Genomic DNA, 22,876 nt, shown 5'->3' on the forward strand with positions numbered 1-22,876 from the left:
CATAAAAGCCACCTGTATCAATCGTAAGGAATCATCTGGAATCGCTCAAATGGTAACAGGATAAGATCTGCCCGTCCAACAATTTGACTGATTGGAATCGTTCCAATCACACGACTATCTGAACTGTGATTACGATTGTCTCCCATGACAAATATCTCTCCTGTTGGAACTAGCTGATAGAACCATTGATCATCATCCATTTGCTCATTCAGATAAGATTCCTTTAATAATACCCCATTGCGATATACTTTTCCGTTTTTTATCATGATCTTATCACCCGGTAACCCAATGACACGTTTAATAAAATCAATCTCTTGATCCGTATGAAAAACAATAATATCACCATATTCTGGGGGATGAACACGATATATCCATTGATTAACAATTAACAACTCACTTCCATGAAGGGTGGGTTCCATGGAATGTCCATACACCTCATACGGTGCATAAAAAAAAGTGCGAGTGATTACAGCAACGATGAGTGCAAGTACAATAGAAACAAGCCACTCAAAAGCTATTCTCCTCTTCCCCACCATGCGAGGTTCCTCCGTTGATCTCAGACATTGATACTTATTATTCTCATGAACCTTAATAAAAAACAAGTCTCCCCTGTTAGAAAAGGGAGACTTGTGAAAAGCACTTATTTGACTCGGGCACCATTCGGGATTTCTCCTGAAACCGTAGATAAGACTAACTTACCATTATCAGAGGCTGCTAAAATCATTCCTTCTGAAAGCTCACCACGTAATTTGACTGGCTTCAAATTAGTCACACAGATCACTTTTTGTCCCACTAACTCTTCAGGTTTGTAATGTTCAGCAATTCCAGACACGACCTGTCGTTGTTCAAACCCTAGATCCAGTTGGAGTTTGAGAAGGCGGTTTGCTTTTTTTACTGGTTCTGCTTGGAGAATCTCTGCCACATGTAGCTCAACTTTAGAAAAATCATCTATGCTAATAGTTTGTTTCTCTTCCATCTCTTCTTTTTCATCCTTTTGTTTTTCGTCTGGCTTTGTGGACGTAGACTGAGAAGCTCTTTCCATCATTTGAACAATCTCTGCCACTTCTTTTTCAGTATCAAGGCGTGGGAAGATGGGCTTTCCTTTGTGAATTTGAAGACCTGCTGTAAGATTTCCAAACCGCCCTAGACTGTCCCAAGTAGTGAGAGACTTATCCGTAATCCCTAATTGTTCCCACATTTGTCCTGGTGCTTGCGTCATAAATGGCTGAATCATCACACTCGCAAAACGAAGCACCTCCAAGAGATGGTATTGAACAGAGCCTAAAATCTGCTGTTTTTCGGGATCTTTAGCTAGATTCCAAGGTTGTGTCACCTCAATATAACGATTCCCAGCCCGTACTAATTCCCAAATCGCAGTTAAAGCTGCCGAAAACTGTAGTTCTTCCATCGCCTTTTCGACTCGGACAACCGTATCTTTCGCTAGCTGTTGTAAAGCTGCGTCGTGTTCTGTTGCATCTGCAACCATTGCAGGAATCGTTCCACCCAAGTACTTTTCCACCATGGTAAGAGTTCGATGGAGTAAATTCCCCAAATCATTGGCTAGGTCGGCATTCGTTCTCTCCACAAAAGATTCAGGGGTAAACACACCATCTGATCCAAAAGGAACCTCACGTAGTAAGAAGTAGCGTAACGCATCTAGACCATAGCGTTCAATTAGCGGAACGGGATCAACCACATTTCCTTTCGATTTGGACATTTTCCCATCTTTCATTAAAATCCAACCATGAGCAAATACTTGTTTTGGAAGTGGAAGCCCTAGTGCCATTAAAATAATCGGCCAGTAAATGGTATGGAAACGTACAATCTCCTTACCCACAAGATGAACATCAGCAGGCCAATATTTTTCAAAACGAGGAGCTAACTCCTTATCTTCTGACAAATAACCGACAGCAGTTAAATAGTTGCATAAAGCATCAATCCAGACATAAACAACATGCTTAGGATCATTCGGGACAGGGATTCCCCAGTCAAAAGTAGATCGTGACACACTTAAGTCTTCCAAGCCTGGCTTAATAAAGTTTTGGATCATCTCATTCTTACGAGAAACAGGTTGAATGAAGTTTGGATTCTCTTCGTAGTACTGCAAAAGACGATCTGCATACTTGCTCATACGGAAGAAATAGCTTTTTTCCTTGATTTTCTGGATGGGGCGTCCACAGTCTGGGCAAATTCCTCCTTCCGCTTGACGATCTGTAAAGTAAGATTCACAATCGACACAATACCAACCTTCGTACTCACCAAGGTAAATATCATCTTGATCAAGCAAACGTTGGAAGACTTTTTGAATGAGATTCTTATGACGATCTTCTGTTGTCCGAATATAATCATCATACGAGATGTCTAATTTTCCCCAAAGTTCTTTAATTCCTTTTACGATTCCATCAACAAACTCTTGTGGATGTTTTCCAGCTACTAATGCCTTTTTTTCGATTTTCTGTCCATGTTCATCTGTTCCTGTTAAATACATTACATCATAACCACGTAGTCGCTTATAACGAGCCATTGCATCACCAGCCACCGTAGTATAAGCGTGTCCGATATGAAGTTTCGAACTTGGATAATAGATCGGAGTGGTAATATAAAATGTTTTTTTCTCACTCATCATGAACAACTCCTTTCAAATCAAATTAAAAAAATCCCGTCCCCTGATTTGGGGCGAGATTTGTTCGCGGTACCACCCAATTTTAGCAAGAACAACAAAGAAATGTTCTTACTCTCTGGTTAAACCCAATAACGCGGGTATACGTTTTTTCCTACTCTCCAAAGGGGTTCAGAAAAAAGTCTCAAGGGCCATGTTCATCAGGTTCATCTATACTGGCTTTCACCGATCCCAGCTCTCTGTTGATAGATTCGTCTAACTACTCTTCCCTCTCGAAGACGATTGGTTATTCACTTATCTAAGTTCAACAGTGTCAAAGGTGAAGATCAAGATCCGACGCTCTCAGATATTGATAATAATTACCTCAAGACACAATAGATTTAAGTTAGCTTGTATTATACACGATCCATTTAAATTTGCAAGATTTAGTAGTTGAATCCCTAATTATCTTTTCTTTTTTGTTCGTCGAGCAGTCATCTCTTTCCAAATCGCTGGAAATACCTTCTTTAAATAGACCACTCCTCGGATAAATGATTGACCTGTTTCCCTTACTTTATAGTGTATGGGAACCTCAACCATTTGATACCCTTGGCGGATAATATTCAGCGTCATTACTTGTGCATAGTTATAATCATGAACAATCTCTAAATCACGTAGCACTTCTCGGTTGAAGGCGCGGAATCCTGACTGACCATCCCAAATCCATTTACGTAACAGAACCATCTGTAAGCTAGTAAACGCCATATTAGCAAGACGACGATGCCATTTCATCCCCTGAATCTTCCCTTTAAATCGAGAGCCCATCACATAATCTACATCACCAGCTAAGATCGGGGCTACAACTTGAGGAATCTCCTCTGCTGGATACTCATCATCAGCATCAATCATCACTGCGAGATCAGCCCCCCGCTCATAAGCTGTTTTTAAACCTTTTCTTACAGCAGCTCCAAGTCCCTGATTAGTGGGAAAAGAGACAATCTCATCCGCACCTGCTTCCGTTGCCCGTTGAACAGTTTGATCACTGGATCCATCGTTCACCACCAGCACAACTATTTGCACCTCAGGATCAAAATAACGTGGAACTTTCTTGATCACCTTCCCAATCGACTCTTCTTCATTCCATGCAGGAATCACGATATAACACGTCTTCATTTTTCAAGCTCCTTGATTGCTTCAGTCAACACAGGTCCACGTGAATGATCCGGGTATGGGGCTCCTAGTAAATAACAAAATGTAGGAGTGATTGAGGTCAGATTTCTTAATTCATGCACTTGATGTCCTTCTTTAATTTGTGGACCATGCATGATAAACGGCACAAACCGTTCCCCTTCATCGAGATGTGCATGTCCCCCAATGCCATCTGACTGACCGTGATCTGCGCAAACCATGAACACAGTATTTTCCATCATTCCTTGTTGCTTCAACCAGTGATAAAACTCCTCAATAAGTCGATCTGCTTCTTCAATTTTTTGCTTATATTCCTCATTAAGTGGACCTCGACTATGCCCTGTCTGGTCAACCGCAATCAATTGAATAGCCATCAGCTCTGGATTCTTTTGTAACATAATCTCTTTCGCTCTTGCCATAATGTTAGCATCAGCTTGCTCGTTATTCATCACAGCAGAGACCGTATCTACATCTTTCCCAAATGCATCCACCAAGTGAGCAATCCCCAATAGTCGTCCTTGTTTCCCTACTTTTCGTAACTGATCAAATACACTTTGACAACGAACGCCTAGCTTCCATACCATGTTACTTTTAATTCCATGATCTCGTGGATATGCTCCAGTAAAAATGGTAGAAAAACAAACAACTGTCCGTGCTGGGTAGATAGTCTCCATCGAAGTATACTCGGTTCCTGTTTGTTTCAACCAGTCAATAAATGGCGTGTCTGCTTCAGCCAATCGATCTTTCCGGCACCCATCAATCACCACCATCACCACTCGTTGTGCAAGCGCTTTTTCAGGTAAAGGCTCTTCTGTCAATCGATCAGGCTCTGCAGGCCTCCAATCAAACAAAGCTCGATGCATAAGGAATGTATAGATGCCAAAGCCTACAACGAAAAGAACATAAGCTAAAACTTCTGTGGATGGAAAGCCAACTCGCTGATAAGCCCCTTGCATCACTGTTAACAGAAGTAAAAACTTAGGGATCTGCTCCTGTGCATTCCCACTTGTTGAGTCACTATGTACCATCACCATTTTCCAAAATCTTTTGTAGTTATCCAGAGGGGTCCCAATTCGCCAATGATAATAAAAAGTGCCCCAGAAAAAGATAGTAAAAAAAAGATAGATCGCAAGTGCTAATAAACTTAAGCCCAGATTCCAATGATCAAAAATCCCTATATACAAAACAAGGGGAAACCAGAGTAACCACCGTAGCTTCAAAGGAAAGTCATAGATATACATCAAAACTAATAAAGGTAAAGTCCAAATAATTGCAGTTACAAATGGAACGATCTGAAATTGTAACGTAATCAGTTGATACAAGAGAAACACAGCAATCACAAAAACGGGAGTAAAACTTTTTCCTTCATTCACGACATTCCACACACGTGCCGCCGATTTCTCAATTTTAGAAGCTTGTCTCATTGTCACACCCCTCTCTTTTGAATTTTGAACCAGTCAACAAAACGCTCGATTCCTTGCTCAAATGTCATTGCTGGTGCATAACCTAACTCTGTGTTCACTTTTGAAAGATCAGCCCAAGTATGAGAAACATCCCCTTGTTGTGCGCCACAGATTTCTATTTCCGGGGAAATATGTAGCTGTTTCGCCAAACGTTGTACCATATCTAACAGTGAAATCGGATGACCTGAACCCACATTATACACTTGATAGCCAGTGCCCTGATTCATCGCTAACCAAATTGCTTCCACCATATCCTCTACATATGTGTAATCACGGGTTGATTCTGGCTGAAAAAGTGGTAGCTTCTCTCCTGCCCACATCAGATCCGCAAACTTTCGAATAGCCATATCAGGTCGTTGCCCAGGTCCATAAACCGTAAATGGGCGTAAAGTCGTGCAATGAAATCCATACAGTTGATGGAAAGTGCGACAAAATCCCTCTGCAGCCCACTTAGCTGCAGCATAAGGAGATTCTGGAGTCTCTTTCATCATCTCTTCGCGTAGTGCAACTCCTTGAGGCTGCTCCCCGTATACAGAAGATGAAGAAAGGAAAATAAAATGAGGAATTTTCCTCTGTCCCGTCAAGTGAAGCAGTTGGACAGTTCCTTTTACATCTACTTCCACATAATGAACCGGATCAATCAAAGAAGAGCGCACACCTGGAATAGCTGCTAAATGAAGCACACAATCCCATTCATTACTTGCAAAGATGGGCCTCAATGACGCTTCGTCGCAAATGTCTGCTTCAAACCAAGTCACTTTAGGGTCGTGTTCCCATCCTTTGATGCGACTTCGTTTCAAACTGGGATCATAGTATGGATCTAAGTTGTCAATCACCGCAATCTGATCCACTTGACTTTCTTTTCGCAATCGATTAACCAATGTGGCTCCAATAAATCCAGCACCACCTGTAACAATCACGTTCATCTAATCACTTCCATCTCTACTCATTAAAGATAGGCAAAAAGCTAAGAAAGAAGTCTCTTTCTTAGCTCCCCATTCTTTATTGTTTACTCTAAATGAGCATTTCCAGTTACATATTTATCCAAATTATGCCAGGTTGATGTTTCTCTATCTCACTCTCGTAGCGTATACGCAAAAGTCGTTCGTTAGAGAAACATCTCCCCTCCTAGGTTTTCTGGATCAAGCCACTTAGTTTCCAATCATTCAAGTGATTTTGCTCAAGTCGAGTTATTTAGCAAAATAAGCTTTCGTTTGCACCAATTTGTCTTGAATCACTTTCGCTTCTTGCTTCGCTATGGTCTGATCACCCTTTTGAGTTGCCTCAAAGAACTGAGTGGCACTTTGGAAAAGTTTCTCTTTTTCCTCATGACCCAGTGCTTTTTCCAAATCTAACTCAATCGCTTTGAGAAACATGTTTGCCTCAAAAGCTTGTTCTGTAGCTTGATCTCGATTTTCCCAAGACTCACCCAATACTTTTGTGATATATCCTTCCACTTTTCCACTAAAAGTAACTACAAAAGATTGTTTTATGATCTTTGCATTGACGCCTTGGGGATTTTGATCAGGAGAAAACATGTGACCAATTTGCTCTGCAGCTTTAGCGTCTCCTTTAGATAGAGATTCTTGAATCGCTTGGTAAAATGCAAACCCTTCCAATTGTTGTACTTTCGCTTTGGCTGGATCTGTCTTTACCGTTTCAGACACTTTTGTCGCATAAGCGTCCGTGGATAGATAAAAGACACGAAACATTGACTTATCTATAATTTGCTTTTGAAGTAGGTAGTCTAGTTTCTTTTGTGATTGAATTGCTTTTTCTGCATCTGCAAAAGCTGTATCAATCTCGGTAGCAATTGTGGTCTTCAATTGAGAGTCTCTTTTTTCTGCCGTCCCACGTAAAACATCATCATAGAAGACTTTTCCCTGTGCCAACGCAAGTAGTGCCTCATCTTTATTTCCGAAATTCTCGGTCACTTTTTCTTTAATGTTTGATTTCATTTCTTCATAAAAATAATGTTGTAAACTTTTCATTACAATCTGTTTTACCTCAGGAGCTTTGGCTTGCCCACCTTGTCCCGCATTGATATACGTATCAACCAGTTGATCAATTTCTGGTTGTGCTCCTTGTACCTGTGCTCTTAATTCTTGATCATAAACGGAACGAACGACTCCGAGATCAGGTTGATCTTTTTGCCACTCATCATCTAGCTTTTGATAAGCTTGCGTAAGCTTTTTTTGACTAGATAGATCAAGCTTCTCTTGACTCACTTCCTGTTTTGTCTCTGTTGGAGTTTGACCACACGCAGTCATCGTTCCTAATGCGATGACCATTGGGATAACAAGCCATTTCTTCATTGTGAAACTCTCCTTTAAATGTTTAGTTTACGATTAGTTACCAGTCATATCACTCATATATAAAAGATCAATATTCATCCTTCATGAGCTTGCGCCTTGCGAAGAAGTGGATAAGTCCGCTCTTCCCTTCGATTCCATGAGAAGACCAACGGTGTAGCACTTTAATAAAGAGTTCTACTCTTATCCTCTTCGAAGGGTTCCACTAAGGATCAGTACAAAGTCATTTCGTACGAATCATCGATTCCTAGACTAGAGTAAATGGATACACCTCATCAGCGTTTTTGATCCGCTCAGAAAGCCTTTACAATGACTGAAGTAAAGCCTTCGTATCCAATTGATATAAACGAATGTGATAATATACAGGATCAATCCGCCGACTTCCTTGGAAAGAAGTAATTTCATGGAGATAGGGTTGGATCCAGCTTCTTTCGCTGCCTAATCCATCCACAACTGCACTCGTTAAGAGAATTTTTTCTTTATCTTGATGCATCAGAATCGCTCGCTCTAAGAAAGTCCTGCTCCTTAACATCTCCACCTGATAGGAGGGAGCAACTACTTGCATGACCCGCTCTTCTTCGTGTGTAATGACCAAGACCTCATCTGGTGGAACATGTTCTTTCAAATAAAATGCAAGTTGTAAAACGGGTGGGGGGTCAAATCGATGTTCTCGAACGACCTGCCAACCGACCCAGCCTTGTATCAACAAAAGAGAAGTCATGAGTATGATGATCCCTTTTTTCCATTTGAGTAATGAAAAAAGACGACTCATTCCGATCATGGCGACTAACAGAATCACAGGTAGTAAAGGTAGCAAATGACGAGGTTTATCTATGTTTTGTCCCCAATAGGTCCATAATCCAAATGATAAAACCCAAATCACCAGAAACCAACGTTTAGAAGCCGATTGCTTCACTGTCCAACCCAGTCCAACCAAAAGGATGAAGAAACTTGCTCCCAATATATAAATTCGAGGCTCTTGATCAAGCGGTCCTCCAAAAATGGAAGTCCACCAACCCCATTCCAACCAAGCAAGTAACCTTTCTAAAGTCGTTGGCTCTGCTAAAGCTGTACCTCCCCACTCAGTGAAGTGTCCAACTGTAAACTGCTTACCCAGTTCCAGGAATTGAGCTATACTTCCTTCACCTAGACTAGCAACCCAAAGCCAAATTCCCGTACCACTGATCGCTAGCATCAATGATAAAAACAGATAGCGTAATCGTTGCAAAGAAAAGTCCCATCGATCATCAACCTGATGCCATTTCATCAAAGGGATAAGTAGGATGGCAACAGCCGGCCAATAGGAAAGGCGAATTCCTAGTAAAATGGAATATAGGACTCCTCCCAGTACCAAAGACATCCCGTGCCATCTCGCCCCATTTGGGAGACTGAGACTTCGACTACTTAGCCCAATCATGAAAAGAGCCACCAATAACCCCAGACTATCTGACATGGGTTGTGTCGAAGTGAGCCAACTAAGAGGATGAATGATCATCCAGACAGCCCCCACTGTAGCCCAAAAAGGGGAAAGCCATTCTCTAGCGATGAAATAAAAAAGAACGACCGAACCTGCCCCTGCCAGCACACTTACTAATGATAAAGAAAGATAATCATTCTCAATAAAGAATGAAAAAAAATGTCCGCACAAGATAAATATAGGATAACCCGGGAAATGGGGTTGCATCGCTCGCACATCATACTCATTAAGCGCAAGGGCAAAATCGACAGAGTCCCAACTTTCTGGAACACGACCCGCGAAAGGAAGTCGAAGGGCGATCGAGAGGAAAAATAGACTGATAGCCACCCAACGGTCACGCTTTTCCATTTTTCCTCTTCCCTAAATACATAAATACAACTACAGAGATCAAGATCACTCCCACGATCACTAGCAAGGGAACCCACTTCGCCAAGGGATTATCACTAGCTGCTTTGACCCCGCTAGATTCCCCAACTTTTACATGTCCTTTTCCACCACTTGCTACTGTTTCATTTTGAGGAATATACTCTTGGATCAGTTCATCTTTTATTTTCTTAGAGGATTGTATAAATAATGGCTGATCAGCGGCTTTTTGTCCTACACCAAATAAGCCAGGATTCCCCAAAGCGGTTAGGGCATTCTGAAACTCAGTGTCCAACTCTTTGGCCAATGAGGGATCTTTCTGTTGCAAATGGAGGGCTAGCACTTGATAAGTACCATTGGCTTTAGCAAGCAGTACTTTATTATTAGCAAAGTCATCAAAGTTTCTCTCTACGTTGTTCAAACGTCTTTCAATATTACGCACCAACACTTGTCTCCAATAGTAGAGAGCCTGATCACTATTTTCTTGTTCAAGTTGCTGAGAAATCGCTTCAGCAAGCCCAGGTCCCATCTCTGCGTGTTGTTCAATCTCTTTACGTACCGTTTGTAGCTCAGCCTTAGCAGTCTTAAAATCAGGCTGATCTTTAGCTAAAGCTGCCGCCGCTTTTTTATAAGCTTCTGCGATGGGTTCTTCATCAGGTTTACCATATGAGTAAGCCGAAACGGGGGACGCCGATAACATCCATACCATCAGCATGGTTACACAGCTAATCAAGACTCTTTTCAAAGCTTCACCCCCTCAATTGAATTGCGCCTGTGCTTGTTCACTGTTTCCTTTTGCTTTTTCCACTTTTACTGGTTGGCTTTTATGGCGAATCCAACCAAACACGACCACAAAGTATGCGATGTAAATTAATATCTGTTCAATCGATGGATTGTGCGTATATCCGATCAAAGCATTGAAGAAAATCCCTACATTTCCGCTAATTAACGGTGCATATCCATGTTCACGGATAAAGTGTTCCTCATCCACCGGATTTTCTGGCATCAGCCAAGAAGTATCATATACATGTAAATAGGCGCTAGGTACATGCCCTAAATCCTGTAACATTCCAATCGCTGATACCAAAAAGCCCGCAGCGATCAAAAAGATCATCGCACTCGTGATCCGGAAAAAGGTTTTCAAAGAAAAACGAGTCGTTCCACGGAAAAATAGGATTGCTAAAAGGATTGCGGCACCCATCCCAAGCAACGCCCCCCAACTGGACAACACTTGATCAATCTGCCCTTTCGAGATTGCAGCAAAGAAAAAGACGGTTTCAATCCCCTCACGAAGAACCACTAGAAAAGCATGAATAATCATCCCCAAAATACTTCCTGTAGTTAAAATAGCATCTAGTCGCTTCTCCATTTTCCCTTTCATATCTTTACTTTGCTCTGCCATCCATAAAACCATTTGGGTTAACAAGATACTAGAAACAACCATAATTCCAATCTTTAAATAAATTTCACTTCCCATCGCCGCATAACTGGTTAAAACGACTTGGAAAAGTAGCGCAACCAAAAAGCTCACCAAAACCCCGGCACCCGCTCCAGTCCAAACCCATTTATTAAACCGTTGTTGATTGAGCCGCTTTAAATAGGAAGTAATTAAACCCAAAATTAACATGGCTTCAAGGACTTCTCGAAATGTGATTAAAAAAGCTTGCACGTCCAGTGATGCTGACACTTGGTGACACCCCTTCCTAACCCCGGAATGATAATTGTTATCATTGATTTCCATTCTCAATTATAAGAGTAACCTCTGATTCCGTCAATACGTAAAAGGGGATTCATGTATTTGTAAGAAAAAAGAGAGCAGGGAAAAGCTGCTCTCTTCTCATCTATAAAGCTATATCAATCAAACTCGATCATAACGTGTCGTAAATGGAGTATCTATTTTCTTAATCATTCCCTCCGTAGCTAAGCGATTCAATTCTTGCTTGAAGCGTGCAACATCCCAACTAGATCCACACTCCCGATTCACCTTTGATACCGATTGAACGAGGTCAGTATCGAAGAGAGGAAGTAATTCTGAGATAACAGCTACAAGTTTTTCATCTCTCTGCTCACTTACTTGCTTTAATTCATCAAATGGATTGGACAGATGAGGGCTTTGTGTATAAGCACAGCGAACTCGGATAAAAACCGTTCTTCCAAACACGGCTGAGGAGACAAAAGTATCTCCAGATCGCAAATAGGGGAGTCTTTTTCCTTCTTCAGGTGTTAAATCCGTTTCTTCACGAAGAGTGGCAATATCCGTCCCCCTCACGGTTCGGAAAACGAACTTGGTATTCAACTGAGCAGTAATCGTCTCATCCAAAAGTGTAGGGCGTTGTGTCGCTAAGAATAGAAAAACACCATATTTACGTCCTTCCTGCGCAATCTCTTTTAAAATCGACTTGGCAGGAGATTCGATCGCTTTAGGAGCAAAGTTATGTGCTTCATCAGTGACAATCACAAAAGGTGGGAAAAAAACGCCCTCTTCTCCATTCATTCGGGCATCCTTATACTCTCGTCGTTTCCGATATAAAGCACCAATCACATAGGTAGCAAATACTTGCAAAATCCAGGTGCTACCTTGAACGACAACTAATTTTCCTTGCTCCAATGCACGTTCAATCATTTCAATATCATGTTGGAACAATCCTGCCTTTTCAAGACGATGAAGACGCCAATGAATTCCCTTTACAGAAGCAGGAGGCAAGCTTCCATATTGATGAAGTAATTGTAATAAATCATTGACTCTGGATACATCGACTGGGCTCAGATCAGGATTTTTTAACTGGCGCTCTAATCCTGCTTTTCCTTCCTCCAAAGCCTGAACTACATTATTTAAACGGTCACTGAATGAAGTGTAGGAATCCCGTTTTTTATGTAACATTTGCACCACATTCACCATCGACTCTGATAGACTCCCACCGGCTGCACTTAATAATGAGCTTAAATCCCGAGTCGATAAATCTGAAAAGGAGATTCCCACCTGATGTCCCACTTGTACTTGTACGAATCGTTCTTGAAAAGAGATTCCTCGTGCCTCTTGCCCTGAAATTCGATCACTAAAGTCCATTTCAAAGTGAGGATCAAAGACAACTGTTGGAATCCTCAACTTCATCAATTCTTCCAACATCACACGTAATCCAAATGATTTCCCTGAACCAGACCCGCCAAAAATCCCGACATGAGGATACTGTTGCATGGTTTTAATATCAAAAATGAATGGAACTCCCTTCTGAGAGCGAAGTTCCCCTTGTTCCATCAACATCACTTGATCACATAAATCTAAGCTTAGAGTTTCACCCAATGCTTCTGTCCCTCTAATCTCCCCAAGTAACATTCCTTCTTCAGGAGTCGATTTCACTAAGAGATGACGAACTTCATCAAAGGCAGGCAATCGGACCGAGCAACCTGTTCGAACTGGATAAGGAGCTTCTTCAAATAAACGAACTTTGGCCAAATTGATCTCATCTGAATCAATATCATATCCGATCTGTTGTAATGTACTAATCACTTGAGAATCTACCAATGATTTATCCAATCCCATCGGAATAAAGCGGTTGTATGACATGGTCTCAACCACTTCTCCTCTGGGGTTATCAATCGTGGGGTCCTCGATCACCAAAATCTCATTAACACGAAATTTTCGCTCTCTGGACACCACATGTACCTCTTGTTGTGTTGTGATCCCTACCACTTGCATGTGAGCTTCCTCCTTAGATAATCCGTTCATTTCTCTTAGGTTCCAATAAACGATAACGAAGGTCTGGATCAATATATTGTTCGACCATGGTCTGAACCAATGGGTCAGTGACACGCACTTGATTATCTACAATATCTAACCAAAAAGGGATTCCTCGTCCTTGCTCTGGTGTAAGTGAATAGGTCAACTTGATCAGATCAAAACAGTGCTCTCGTTGCGATTCTAAACCATCAAGTCCAATAGGCAAAGGGTTCAATGATGGGCGAAAAGCCATTTTCCACATTTGAGAACCAGATGGACTCCACTCTCTCCATTCAAATGCCTCTCCCACTTGGAGAACACCATACAATAAATCCCGATCTGACCAAGAAGGATAATCAGGGTACAGTCTTCTAACTAAACCATGGGTACTGATCTCCTCTGATACACCAATCAGATAAACATCCTGCTCTTCGGCATATTTGGCTAACTTCATCCAAGTTTCTGAGTCATCAATATAAAAGTGGAGTAAAGAACCATCCATCATAATTGCTCGTGGATTCCAATCCTGGATCGCTTTTTCGGCTACTCCCATTTCAAGCTGTGATAAAAGGGCGCCACGTTTTTGTGCCTCTCGTGCAGCTTCACCTAGATTTTCTATCTCCTGATTAAGTAAGGGAGTATAGACATCTGCCAACCAAGCTTCCTCTCCCAATGTTCCTTTGGCTAATGCTTGAAAAACAGAGAGCGTACGCATTTGAGAGCCTTTCGTAGAGTTCACAGAACCATCTACGCCGACTAAGGTTCTTCCATTCATCCAATGTTTACTTTCATCATTCTCCCATTTGGAAAATGAATAGAATGTACCGATCTCTGACATATTCCTGCGAATCTCTTGTTCATTTAAAATAGTCGTTGGATAGAGTTGACGTAAGGACTCATTTAGTTTCTTGAGCTTCTTTTTTAATTCCTCCGATACAGGTAACAAATCCTTTCACCTCCGAAAAAGATCATTCATCATCGATCAGTAAGTTTGCTGAAGCCATGGCCTGTCTTTACATACTGCACTGATATGATCATTAGACTACTAGTTTCTGATTATGATAGAAAACAGCTTCAATAGTTTAGCTTTATACTAGATCAAGAAAGTTTCTTTTCATAGAGTGAAGTATGCTTCTTTCTGATATAATAACTTTTTATCAAATCATTTTTGTATTAGATAAAGAGTTCGTGTTAAATAAGAATTTTTTTTGACATATTCCAAGCAAAACCATTAAAAAACCCCTTCAATTCCAGTACTTTTCTATGTAATTAAGAAAAAATGATCAACTACGTTTCATTAATAATAGAAAAAATGTTGGATTCATTAGATAAATTTTCTATCTCTATTTTTTCTATTCAGATTCACGCAAAATCTTACATACAAGCTACAAAACAAGCAAAATATTGGATATTAACTAGAAATAGGCAATCATTCCCCTTCAGTGACTCACTAGTGAATAATTTATATTTTAAATATAATAGTTTTTATTTTAATTATTATTGGTTTGTTTTAATGATTAAAAGAGATAAGTTCTTTTTAATACCAATCCTTAACTAGATTAAGAAATTTTCTATAAAACTCCTCTAGTTATATTGACTGGTTTGGGAAACGTTGGTATGATGTTTTTAATGTCGCCGGTGTCGAAAATTGGCGACAATTTATAGAGAAAACTAAACCAAAACCAAAGACCAACCACTGAGGGGAGAATGAAAAATGCTTAAATCAACAGGGATTGTACGTAAAGTAGACGAACTAGGTCGTGTGGTGATTCCCATCGAATTACGTCGAACATTAGGAATCGGGGAGAAAGACGCACTAGAAATCTATGTTGATGGTGAAAGAATCGTATTAAAAAAATATGAACCTGCTTGCATCTTTTCTGGTGAAGTCGATGAAACCGTTCGCTACAAAAACAAAGTCGTTAGCAAAAAATGCATAGAAGAAATGTATCATTTAGTTCATGGCGAGAAAGTAGCCGTTGAATAATTTTTAAATTATCTTCAATATATCATACGAAATAATCTGTTAACTATTTTCATTCCATTTTATCAAATGTTCGAAATAATTAGGATCAGTTGTTGTTGCTAACATTTAAGTGGGCAATCTTCTACTACTGGTACATAGCCCTTGTTTTATATGTTTAATGAGTCTACTAACTGCCGAAAAGGCGTGGGAAATATCCCACGCCTTTTCTTTCATACCATAGAAATGTCAGCTTTTTGAGAATGCTTAAGCTTGATGATAGTGGTTATAAACCTCTCTTTTAGGTAAACTCCGGTCCTTAGCTGCTTGTAGAATAGCTTCTTTTTTATCTAACCCTTTTTCGATATATGTATCTACATGTTCCACTAAGTCTAAGGATTGCCACCAAGCTTGTTCTACTAATGAAGTTTGATCTTGGTCACTACCTCCCTCAATCACAATGGTATACTCTCCTCTAGTTCCTTTCTCTATTACATGCTCAATGGCTTCGTCTATGGTCCCTCTAAACCATTCCTCATGTTTTTTAGTAATTTCCCTAGCTAGAGCCACTTTTCTATTTCCCAGTACCCCTTGGACATCTTCTAACATTTTTTGCAAACGATGTGGAGCTTCATAGACGATCATAGTTGCGGGAGTATATTGCCAACGTCTTAATTCAGCTTTTCTTTCTTTGGATGATCTCGGCAAAAAACCTAAGAACAAAAAAGGCTGGGCTACAATCCCTGAAGCGACTAACGCAGAAAGAGCTGCATTCGGTCCCGGGATCGGAACGATTGGGATTTCTTCCTGTGTAGCCAACCGTACTATTTCTTCACCTGGATCTGAGATCGCTGGCATACCTGCATCACTGACGAGAGCGATTGATTCCCCTTGTTTGATCCGCTCAATCAATTGTTTTCCTCTCGACTGTTCATTATGCTCATGATAACTAATAAGCGGAGTGGAAATTTGAAAGTGAGTGAGTAATTTACGTGTATGCCGTGTATCCTCAGCCGCAATCACGTCTACATCAGTAAGAATCTCCAAGGCGCGTGGAGTCATATCCTGTAGATTGCCAATGGGTGTCCCTACAATATAAAGAACTCCCCCTTTAGCTTCAAAGCTTTTTTGAATTTTCATTGACAAACCTTCCTTCTTGAATCATAGATAGTTTTTTGCTTCGGGGAAGTTTTTTTATTTCCCTTTCTCGCTGAAGGGCTGCTGATTTTGTATCCACTTGTTCTATATAACGCAACTGTATGGGAAGTCTACCTCGTGTGTACTTTGCTCCCTTTCCTTTTGCATGTTGAGTCAGCCTCTTTGATAAATCATTCGTTATTCCTGTATAGATTGATCCATCGCGACATTCTAACATATATACTGTGTAGCTTGTCGACTTTTGCTTCATTCATCCACCCCTAAGAATAAGAAATCATGATATTAAAAAAAGCCGGATTCCCGGCATTTATTCCTCTTTGGAAGATTTATTAAGGAAAGCTAGACAGAACAAACAGTCCCCTTCTACACGCAACCGACCGTAATGAACATTACAAATGTGGAACCCTTCATCATAAAGCTTAGCAATATTATTGCATCCTTTTTTTGGTAAATCTAATGATGCCTTCACATTCTCTTCACCTTCTGACTCTGCAGGGGATTCCTCCCGAACCTCTCGAAGACGTTGATTTTCCATCAACAACTGTGTGTTTTCCTCCATGAGCGCCACAATTTGTATTTTTAAAGCTCCTAATTCTTTATACAGCTCTCCAATCTGTTCCTCTACGGAAGCTACCTTTTTGAATATTTCCTGTTTATCCAAGCCCCCACCTCATTCAACTGCACTTACCCTCATCTGTCTGTCGAAACCGAAACAAATTTAGATTCTGCTAGTTTGTGGAGTTACTTCTACACCAACATCATCTAATAAATGTTCAACCACTGCCCCTGACTCTAGCAGTTTCACTTGTACTTTCCGCTCTAACAGATTGAGTAATACAACTTTGCCATCTCCGTTGGGAGTCCAAACATGTTCTCCAATATCAGGTAATAATTGTTTCGCTTCTTCATAATGGTCATTTTCAAATTTAAGACAGCACATGAGCCTACCACATAAACCAGAGATTTTAGTTGGATTGAGTGATAGGTTTTGGTCTTTAGCCATCTTAATCGACACGGGATCGAAGTCTCCAAGGAAAGAGGAACAACAGAGAACCCTTCCACAGGGTCCAATACCTCCTAACATTTTCGCTTCATCCCTCACACCAATTTGGCGAAGTTCGATTCGAGTGCGGAACACTGCTGCTAAATCCCTAACCAATTCGCGAAAATCAATACGTCCATCCGCCGTAAAATAAAAGATAATTTTATTTCTATCAAATGTGTATTCTGCATCAACCAATTTCATTTCCAAATCATGACTTCTGATTTTTTCTTGACAGATCTGTAATGCTTCAGTAGCAGCACTTTGGTTTTCTTCCATTTGTTTTGTATCAGACTCAGTAGCAATTCGTAACACCTTTTTTAAAGGTAGTACAACTTCATCTTCTTTCACGTAACGAGTTCCTAGTTCGACATTTCCGTATTCAATCCCTCGAACCGTTTCAACAATTACCTGATCACCACGTTGTATTTCAAAATCACTTGGATCAAAATAATATATTTTACCCGCTTCTCTAAAGCGAACTCCAATCACTCTTAACACGAATGTGATCCCTCCTGCATGGCCAATACCATATTTTCCAGTACGGCTTGAGGTTGCATGGGTCCGGCGAGTTGTGAACGGGCACGTAAAATGGTTTCCATCCCCCAAAGCAGACGGAATCTATTCCACTTATAAGCTTGTTTCTCCCTAGCTGCCTCCCATTGAACAAAAACAGGAATATATTGATCTACTTTACTTACTTGAACATAAAGTAATTCCCTTAACCAAAGAAGTAATATATCTAAAACGAATGAAATACGTCCTTCATCAATCTCTTTCTGTAACCATTCTTTTTGTATTGAAACAATCGCTATGGAGTTTCCAGATAGAATCTCCCCACTCCATTCTATCACCCGATTACAAATTTCCGCAAACTCCACATTTTCCAATTGCTTCCTTAAATCATCTGGCTTTCCTGATAGATGTCCTAAAATGCGAGCATCCGCTTTAGAAAAACCAGATTCCTCCATCTTTTTAGCTAATCGATGGGGAGGGTCTTCGGTAAAACGAATGATCTGACAACGGGACAAGATCGTTGGTAACATTGACTTCATTTGCTCCGTAATCAAAATAGCTACCATCGGTGATAAAGGCTCTTCTAAAAATTTCAACAAACTATTGGCAGCATGAACATTTAACAAATCAGCCTGTTCGATCATAATCACACGAGTAAAATTAGGATTAGGACTATATGAAAATAACTTCTGTATTTGACGAACTTGATCTATTTTAATGGATGTTCCTTCAGGTCGAAGAACAACAAGATCTGGGTGATTCCCTTGTTCAATAAGCCTACAGTTACGACATTGATCACAAGCATCGATTTGTTTCTTTTCACAATTGAGCGCTTTAGCAAACTCGATGGCTGCTTTTTGCTTTCCTACACCTTTTGGACCTGCAAAGCAATAGGCATGAGCAACTCTGTGATTAGATAATGCATTTTGCAAGATACGAACAACCTGTTGCTGTCCTTCTAATTGCTGAAACGACAATCTGATTCCTCCACTTTTAAAACTGTTCAAAGCGATCTACAGGTAAAACAAACACTGTGGCTCCGCCTACTTCCACTTCTACTGGCTCAAGCACATAAGGATCTACATTGGCTCCCATTGGAGCGAGTGGAGAGATTAGCTCTTTTCGCGATTTACAATTGTCGCGAATGATCTGAATCGTTTCTTCCAGTCTCTCTTCTTCCACTCCAATCATAAAGGTAGTATTACCTGCTTTTAGAAATCCACCTGTACTTGATAACTTTGTTACACGTATATTAGCTTTAATCAAAGCTTGGTTTAAGCGATGACTATCTTTATCTTGAACAACAGCTACAATCAACTTCATGTACGGATCACTCCTTGATCGGCAATAGTAAAGACAAATCCGCTATGATCTGTTGATAAACCTCTTCCACATCACCAGTTGCATCAACATATTGAAAACGATTTGGTTCTTCTTTAGCCAGCTGAAGATACCCCTCACGTACTCGGGTATGAAATAGCTTCTCTTTCAATTCAATACGATCCTTCTGATCTCCTCGTATTTGAAGCCTTTTCTGACCAAATTGAACAGGGATATCAAGGAGATAAGTACGATCCGGCAACACTCTGCCAGTAGCTATTTGATTAATTGTTACAACTTCATCAATATTCCAGTTTGCTCCATACCCTTGATAGGCAATACTAGAATCTACATATCGATCACATAATACTACTTTGCCACTTGCCAGTTCTGGGAGGATCACTTCTTCTACCAGTTGAGTACGTGAAGCTGCATATAATAGAATTTCAGTTCTTTGCTTCATCTCATTTAACTTAGGATCTAGCAACAGCTCTCGAATCCGATTACCGATATTTGTACCTCCCGGTTCCCTAACAGCTATACATGAAATCCCTCTATTTTTCAAAAAATCATGAACACGAGAAATTTGTGTGGTTTTGCCTGCTCCTTCTGGGCCTTCAAAAGTAATAAACAACTTTATTTCCCCCAACAATCGATTACTTCGATAAGAGTCATTTTTAGTCACTTATAGACCCAAATCCGTTGGGTCGTTGCTTCTCTGCCTCACTCTCGTAGCGTGTTCGCAAAAGTTATTCAACAGAGAAACATCTCTCCTCCTTTGTTAATTAGATAGAAAAAACATTTCCAATTAATTCAAGTAAATTCACTCATGCTGAGTTACTTCCTAAAAACAACTGAAGTAATTGGAAAATACTTTATTGTATCCGATCCCCCTAGAAGGACGAAGTTTCCCTAACCAATGACTTTTGCGAGAGATCGCCCCAACTGGATTTGAATCGATTTGATATTTGCTCATATGAGTTTACTTCATTATTTCATTGTAACACGTACACTTGTAGGGAGGAAGATTGCTTGATTCCTCTAATCTGGGCACCTAACTGTATCATTTGATGGAGATAATTGATTGCCTCTTTGCTAAATCGTTCACCTGGGAGTAAAAAAGGGATCCCTGGTGGATAAGGAACGATCATCTCAGAGCAACATTCACCGAGCGCATCTTCTAAATTGATCAGGACTCGCTTTTTTTTCTTTAATTCCAAAAAGGAAATGGGCGCTTCTGACTGTAGGGGAAAAGAAGGTAAATCAATAGCTTCAACGTTACTCAGACTTGATATTTCATCCTCCAGCTGGTCCAAAACAGAAAGTAGATCATCCAACTCCTTTTTTTCTGTCCCTAAAGTAAACACAAAAAGCACTTTGTTATGATCTGCTAACTCAGTATAATAACCTCTTTTTCCCAACCAATCTTGTAAAAAATAACCACTTACTTTTTTCGATTGTAAACTTAATTTACAAGGATCTTGAAGCTTTACCTCTTCAAGATGTCGATATTTGGAGATATTTCCTCGGAAATAATCTAGGTGATGAAATAAGTTGTCGAATAAAGAATAACTTTCAGAGACCATAAAACGCCGTGTCGCATCCAAAGAAGCCATTAACGGGTAAGAAGGACTACTGGATTCAATCATACGGAGCCAACGACTTATTTCTTCAAGATCATAGTGATCCCCTTGGATATGTAACATGGAAGACATCGTCATGGATGTTAACATTTTATGAGTGGATTGAATGACCATGTCAGCTCCAGACTCCAAAGCGGTCATAGGTAATTTGGGATGAAAGCGAAAATGAGCTCCATGCGCCTCATCCACAATCAGTGGCATACCATATTGATGACAGAGTGTTGCAATATTAGCTAATGGTTGAGTCATCCCATAATAGGAAGGACTTGTGACCACAACGCCTTTGGCTTCTGGATATTTTTCTATTACTTTAGCCAACATATTTAAAGAGATTGATTCTTCTAAGCCAGTATGGGAATTAAAGCTACTAGGGAGATAGATCGGAGTAACACCCGCCAACATACATCCATGAAAAACCGATTGATGACAACTTCGCTGTATAATTAATAAGTCTCCAGGTTGACAAGTCGATAATATAGAAGCTAATATCCCAGCTGTGGTTCCACCTACTAAAAATAATGTATGTTCTGCTCCGAAAGCATCAGCAGCTAATTGTTGTGCTTCCAAAATCACTCCTGTCGGATCATGCAAATCATCTAAATGACCAGTCTCAGTCAAGTCAAGTTGTAATAAAGGATGAAACCACTGTTTGGCCTCAGAATCAAAAGCTTTCCCTTGTTTATGCCCGGGAACATGGAAGTTGCCACAAGCCTGATCACGATGACGTAGGATCGCTTCTAATAACGGAACTCGCTGATGAAGCTTCAACTGTTTTGAAGTAAACATATGCTTTCCCCCTGAAAAAAGAAAAGAGACTTCCTCAGTCTCAAATATACTTCCATAGAGAATGTTGTGTGCTCTTCAAACAAGAGGTTTTACCTTAAACAACAAACTCATTTATAATATCTATTTACAGCAACTAATTGTTAAATTGATTGAGAAATATCCATCTAGAAGAGAATAGTTCCTCTAACAAAGTAAAAAATATCTCCTAAATCAATACTATTGATTTGATTTAGAATCATTACAGAATGGGAGTAAGGCGAATCTCTTTACTTTTAAATTGTTGTCGCACTTAATGATTAATTATACCAAAAAATAACTTGATTTGTGAGAAAGAAAATCTTTTGTCTGATCACTGATCCGCCTAAGTAATCCATTTATCTTATAAATGGAATTCCCTCATCTTTGTCACTGAACCACAATGCTTTCAAACGAAATACTAAATACGAGTAATTCGAATCTCCGACATTGCTGGTTGCCAAATCTTGTTCGCATAGCTCACAAATCGTCTTACCCAAAATGTTTAATCTCTCATCCTTTTCTTGTTCACAAATAACACAACGGATGGGTACCATTTTCTCCTGCAATATCATCAACCGCCTTTATTTCTTTTCCAACTAGTATTTCCATAATAGTCATCATTCAGACGAACATTTTGTATTTTTGCATTTATAGCCTTCGCACTTGAAAAGTAGTTATCTCTATTTTATTCACTTGAGTTAGGGAATATTTACATTTACCTTGTGGAACATATAAACCTAAAAATATAAAGGAGGTTCATTAGTGCAGTCCATGAAATGGATGATTTATTTTATCTTTGGTGTTTATGTACCCCTAACCGCTATACTGAGAGTTTATTTACTTTACCGATTCCGTCCAGATCAGTAATCACTTAATCCTAACCACTTCTAAACTTCATTGATCTTAACAACGAGCATTATTGAGTGAAGTTAACAGCCTGCTAATTCAACTGCCCTCTGAGACTTGAATCCTGAGATCACATACTAATGAACATAAATAAAAGCACTTGCTAGAAGCAAGTGCTTTGTTAAGTGCCTGGCAACGTCCTACTCTCCCAGGGGTCTGCACCCCAAGTACCATCGGCGCTGGAGGGCTTAACGGTCGTGTTCGGGATGGGAACGAGTGGATCCCCTCCGCCATCATCACCAGACAGGTATTGAATAGAGTGTGAAGGTTTCACACCTTGAAAATGTGAAGGAAGAACATTGTTGCATCAGAAGAAGATAAGAAGTAGGTTAAGCCCTCGACCGATTCGTATCTGTCAGCTGAGTGCATTGCTGCACTTACACCTCAGACCGATCTACCTCGTC

Annotated in this window: 21 protein-coding genes, 1 rRNA gene and 1 other annotated feature; of the genes, 1 reads left to right on the forward strand and 21 read right to left on the reverse strand. The window is 40.1% G+C overall.

The features are described 5' to 3' along the window. Positions 1-17: 17 nt before the first annotated feature. The 11 genes from lepB to EDD58_RS09665 all read right to left on the reverse strand — a co-directional run bounded on the left by lepB (position 18) and on the right by EDD58_RS09665 (position 14,066). A complete protein-coding gene (lepB, locus tag EDD58_RS09615) occupies positions 18-533 on the reverse strand; it encodes a signal peptidase I (RefSeq protein WP_243648694.1) in 516 nt (171 codons plus the stop codon). Positions 534-640: 107 nt separating this feature from the next. Continuing rightward, positions 641-2,623: a methionine--tRNA ligase gene (gene metG / locus EDD58_RS09620; RefSeq protein ID WP_131924925.1), complete on the reverse strand. Its 1,983-nt coding sequence runs from the start codon at positions 2,621-2,623 to the stop codon at positions 641-643. Between the two features lie 46 nt (positions 2,624-2,669). Beyond that, positions 2,670-2,905, reverse strand: a binding site (T-box leader). 159 nt (positions 2,906-3,064) lie between these two features. Next, a complete protein-coding gene (locus EDD58_RS09625; protein ID WP_131924928.1) occupies positions 3,065-3,772 on the reverse strand; it encodes a glycosyltransferase family 2 protein in 708 nt (235 codons plus the stop codon). Further along, positions 3,769-5,211, reverse strand: a complete 1,443-nt coding sequence (locus EDD58_RS09630) for an alkaline phosphatase family protein (RefSeq protein ID WP_131924930.1) — start codon at positions 5,209-5,211, stop codon at positions 3,769-3,771. Before EDD58_RS09630 ends, EDD58_RS09625 begins: the two co-directional genes overlap by 4 nt. A 2-nt stretch (positions 5,212-5,213) precedes the next feature. Then, a complete protein-coding gene (locus EDD58_RS09635; RefSeq protein ID WP_131924933.1) occupies positions 5,214-6,176 on the reverse strand; it encodes a GDP-mannose 4,6-dehydratase in 963 nt (320 codons plus the stop codon). A 264-nt stretch (positions 6,177-6,440) separates the two neighbouring features. After that, a complete protein-coding gene (locus tag EDD58_RS09640; protein WP_131924935.1) occupies positions 6,441-7,565 on the reverse strand; it encodes a hypothetical protein in 1,125 nt (374 codons plus the stop codon). A 301-nt stretch (positions 7,566-7,866) separates the two neighbouring features. Then, on the reverse strand, positions 7,867-9,387 hold the full coding sequence (locus EDD58_RS09645; protein ID WP_131924936.1) for a protein O-mannosyl-transferase family: 1,521 nt from the start codon (positions 9,385-9,387) through the stop codon (positions 7,867-7,869). Continuing rightward, the gene (locus tag EDD58_RS09650) at positions 9,374-10,147 is read right to left on the reverse strand and encodes a hypothetical protein (RefSeq protein WP_131924939.1); all 774 of its coding nucleotides are present in this window, start codon (positions 10,145-10,147) and stop codon (positions 9,374-9,376) included. The genes EDD58_RS09645 and EDD58_RS09650 overlap by 14 nt, the downstream gene beginning before the upstream one ends. A gap of 12 nt (positions 10,148-10,159) precedes the next feature. Further along, positions 10,160-11,077, reverse strand: a complete 918-nt coding sequence (locus EDD58_RS09655) for an FTR1 family iron permease (protein ID WP_131925009.1) — start codon at positions 11,075-11,077, stop codon at positions 10,160-10,162. Between the two features lie 183 nt (positions 11,078-11,260). Beyond that, positions 11,261-13,099, reverse strand: a complete 1,839-nt coding sequence (locus tag EDD58_RS09660) for an ATP-binding protein (RefSeq protein WP_131924941.1) — start codon at positions 13,097-13,099, stop codon at positions 11,261-11,263. 13 nt (positions 13,100-13,112) lie between these two features. Then, positions 13,113-14,066, reverse strand: a complete 954-nt coding sequence (locus EDD58_RS09665) for a DNA double-strand break repair nuclease NurA (protein WP_131924944.1) — start codon at positions 14,064-14,066, stop codon at positions 13,113-13,115. Between the two features lie 768 nt (positions 14,067-14,834). Here EDD58_RS09665 and EDD58_RS09670 point away from each other — a divergent pair. Further along, positions 14,835-15,107 (forward strand): AbrB/MazE/SpoVT family DNA-binding domain-containing protein, encoded by a 273-nt coding sequence (locus EDD58_RS09670; RefSeq protein ID WP_131924947.1) that lies wholly within the window; start codon positions 14,835-14,837, stop codon positions 15,105-15,107. A gap of 243 nt (positions 15,108-15,350) precedes the next feature. Here EDD58_RS09670 and rsmI read toward each other — a convergent pair whose 3' ends face one another. The 10 genes from rsmI to rrf form a co-directional block, all read right to left on the reverse strand. After that, the gene (rsmI, locus tag EDD58_RS09675) at positions 15,351-16,223 is read right to left on the reverse strand and encodes a 16S rRNA (cytidine(1402)-2'-O)-methyltransferase (protein WP_131924950.1); all 873 of its coding nucleotides are present in this window, start codon (positions 16,221-16,223) and stop codon (positions 15,351-15,353) included. Beyond that, entirely contained in the window at positions 16,201-16,491 is a 291-nt protein-coding gene (locus EDD58_RS09680; RefSeq protein WP_131924953.1) for a GIY-YIG nuclease family protein, read from the reverse strand. The genes rsmI and EDD58_RS09680 overlap by 23 nt, the downstream gene beginning before the upstream one ends. A 57-nt stretch (positions 16,492-16,548) precedes the next feature. Next, on the reverse strand, positions 16,549-16,902 hold the full coding sequence (gene yabA, locus EDD58_RS09685; protein WP_131924956.1) for a DNA replication initiation control protein YabA: 354 nt from the start codon (positions 16,900-16,902) through the stop codon (positions 16,549-16,551). A gap of 57 nt (positions 16,903-16,959) precedes the next feature. Continuing rightward, positions 16,960-17,784, reverse strand: coding sequence for a PSP1 domain-containing protein (locus tag EDD58_RS09690; RefSeq protein WP_131924959.1), 825 nt, complete (start codon positions 17,782-17,784; stop codon positions 16,960-16,962). Then, positions 17,778-18,776 (reverse strand): DNA polymerase III subunit delta', encoded by a 999-nt coding sequence (gene holB / locus EDD58_RS09695; protein ID WP_165875914.1) that lies wholly within the window; start codon positions 18,774-18,776, stop codon positions 17,778-17,780. Before holB ends, EDD58_RS09690 begins: the two co-directional genes overlap by 7 nt. A 16-nt stretch (positions 18,777-18,792) precedes the next feature. Then, positions 18,793-19,122: a cyclic-di-AMP receptor gene (locus EDD58_RS09700; RefSeq protein ID WP_131924965.1), complete on the reverse strand. Its 330-nt coding sequence runs from the start codon at positions 19,120-19,122 to the stop codon at positions 18,793-18,795. Between the two features lie 7 nt (positions 19,123-19,129). Continuing rightward, positions 19,130-19,753: a dTMP kinase gene (gene tmk, locus EDD58_RS09705; RefSeq protein WP_243648696.1), complete on the reverse strand. Its 624-nt coding sequence runs from the start codon at positions 19,751-19,753 to the stop codon at positions 19,130-19,132. A 361-nt stretch (positions 19,754-20,114) separates the two neighbouring features. Continuing rightward, positions 20,115-21,548, reverse strand: coding sequence for an aminotransferase class I/II-fold pyridoxal phosphate-dependent enzyme (locus EDD58_RS09710; protein ID WP_131924968.1), 1,434 nt, complete (start codon positions 21,546-21,548; stop codon positions 20,115-20,117). 374 nt (positions 21,549-21,922) lie between these two features. Further along, positions 21,923-22,138: a sigma factor G inhibitor Gin gene (locus EDD58_RS15365; protein WP_131924970.1), complete on the reverse strand. Its 216-nt coding sequence runs from the start codon at positions 22,136-22,138 to the stop codon at positions 21,923-21,925. Positions 22,139-22,599: 461 nt separating this feature from the next. Next, positions 22,600-22,716: ribosomal RNA gene (gene rrf / locus EDD58_RS09720) — 5S ribosomal RNA — on the reverse strand. Positions 22,717-22,876: the final 160 nt, after the last annotated feature.

The sequence above is a fragment of the Hazenella coriacea genome, assembly GCF_004341825.1.
Lineage (GTDB): Bacteria > Bacillota > Bacilli > Thermoactinomycetales > Thermoactinomycetaceae > Hazenella > Hazenella coriacea.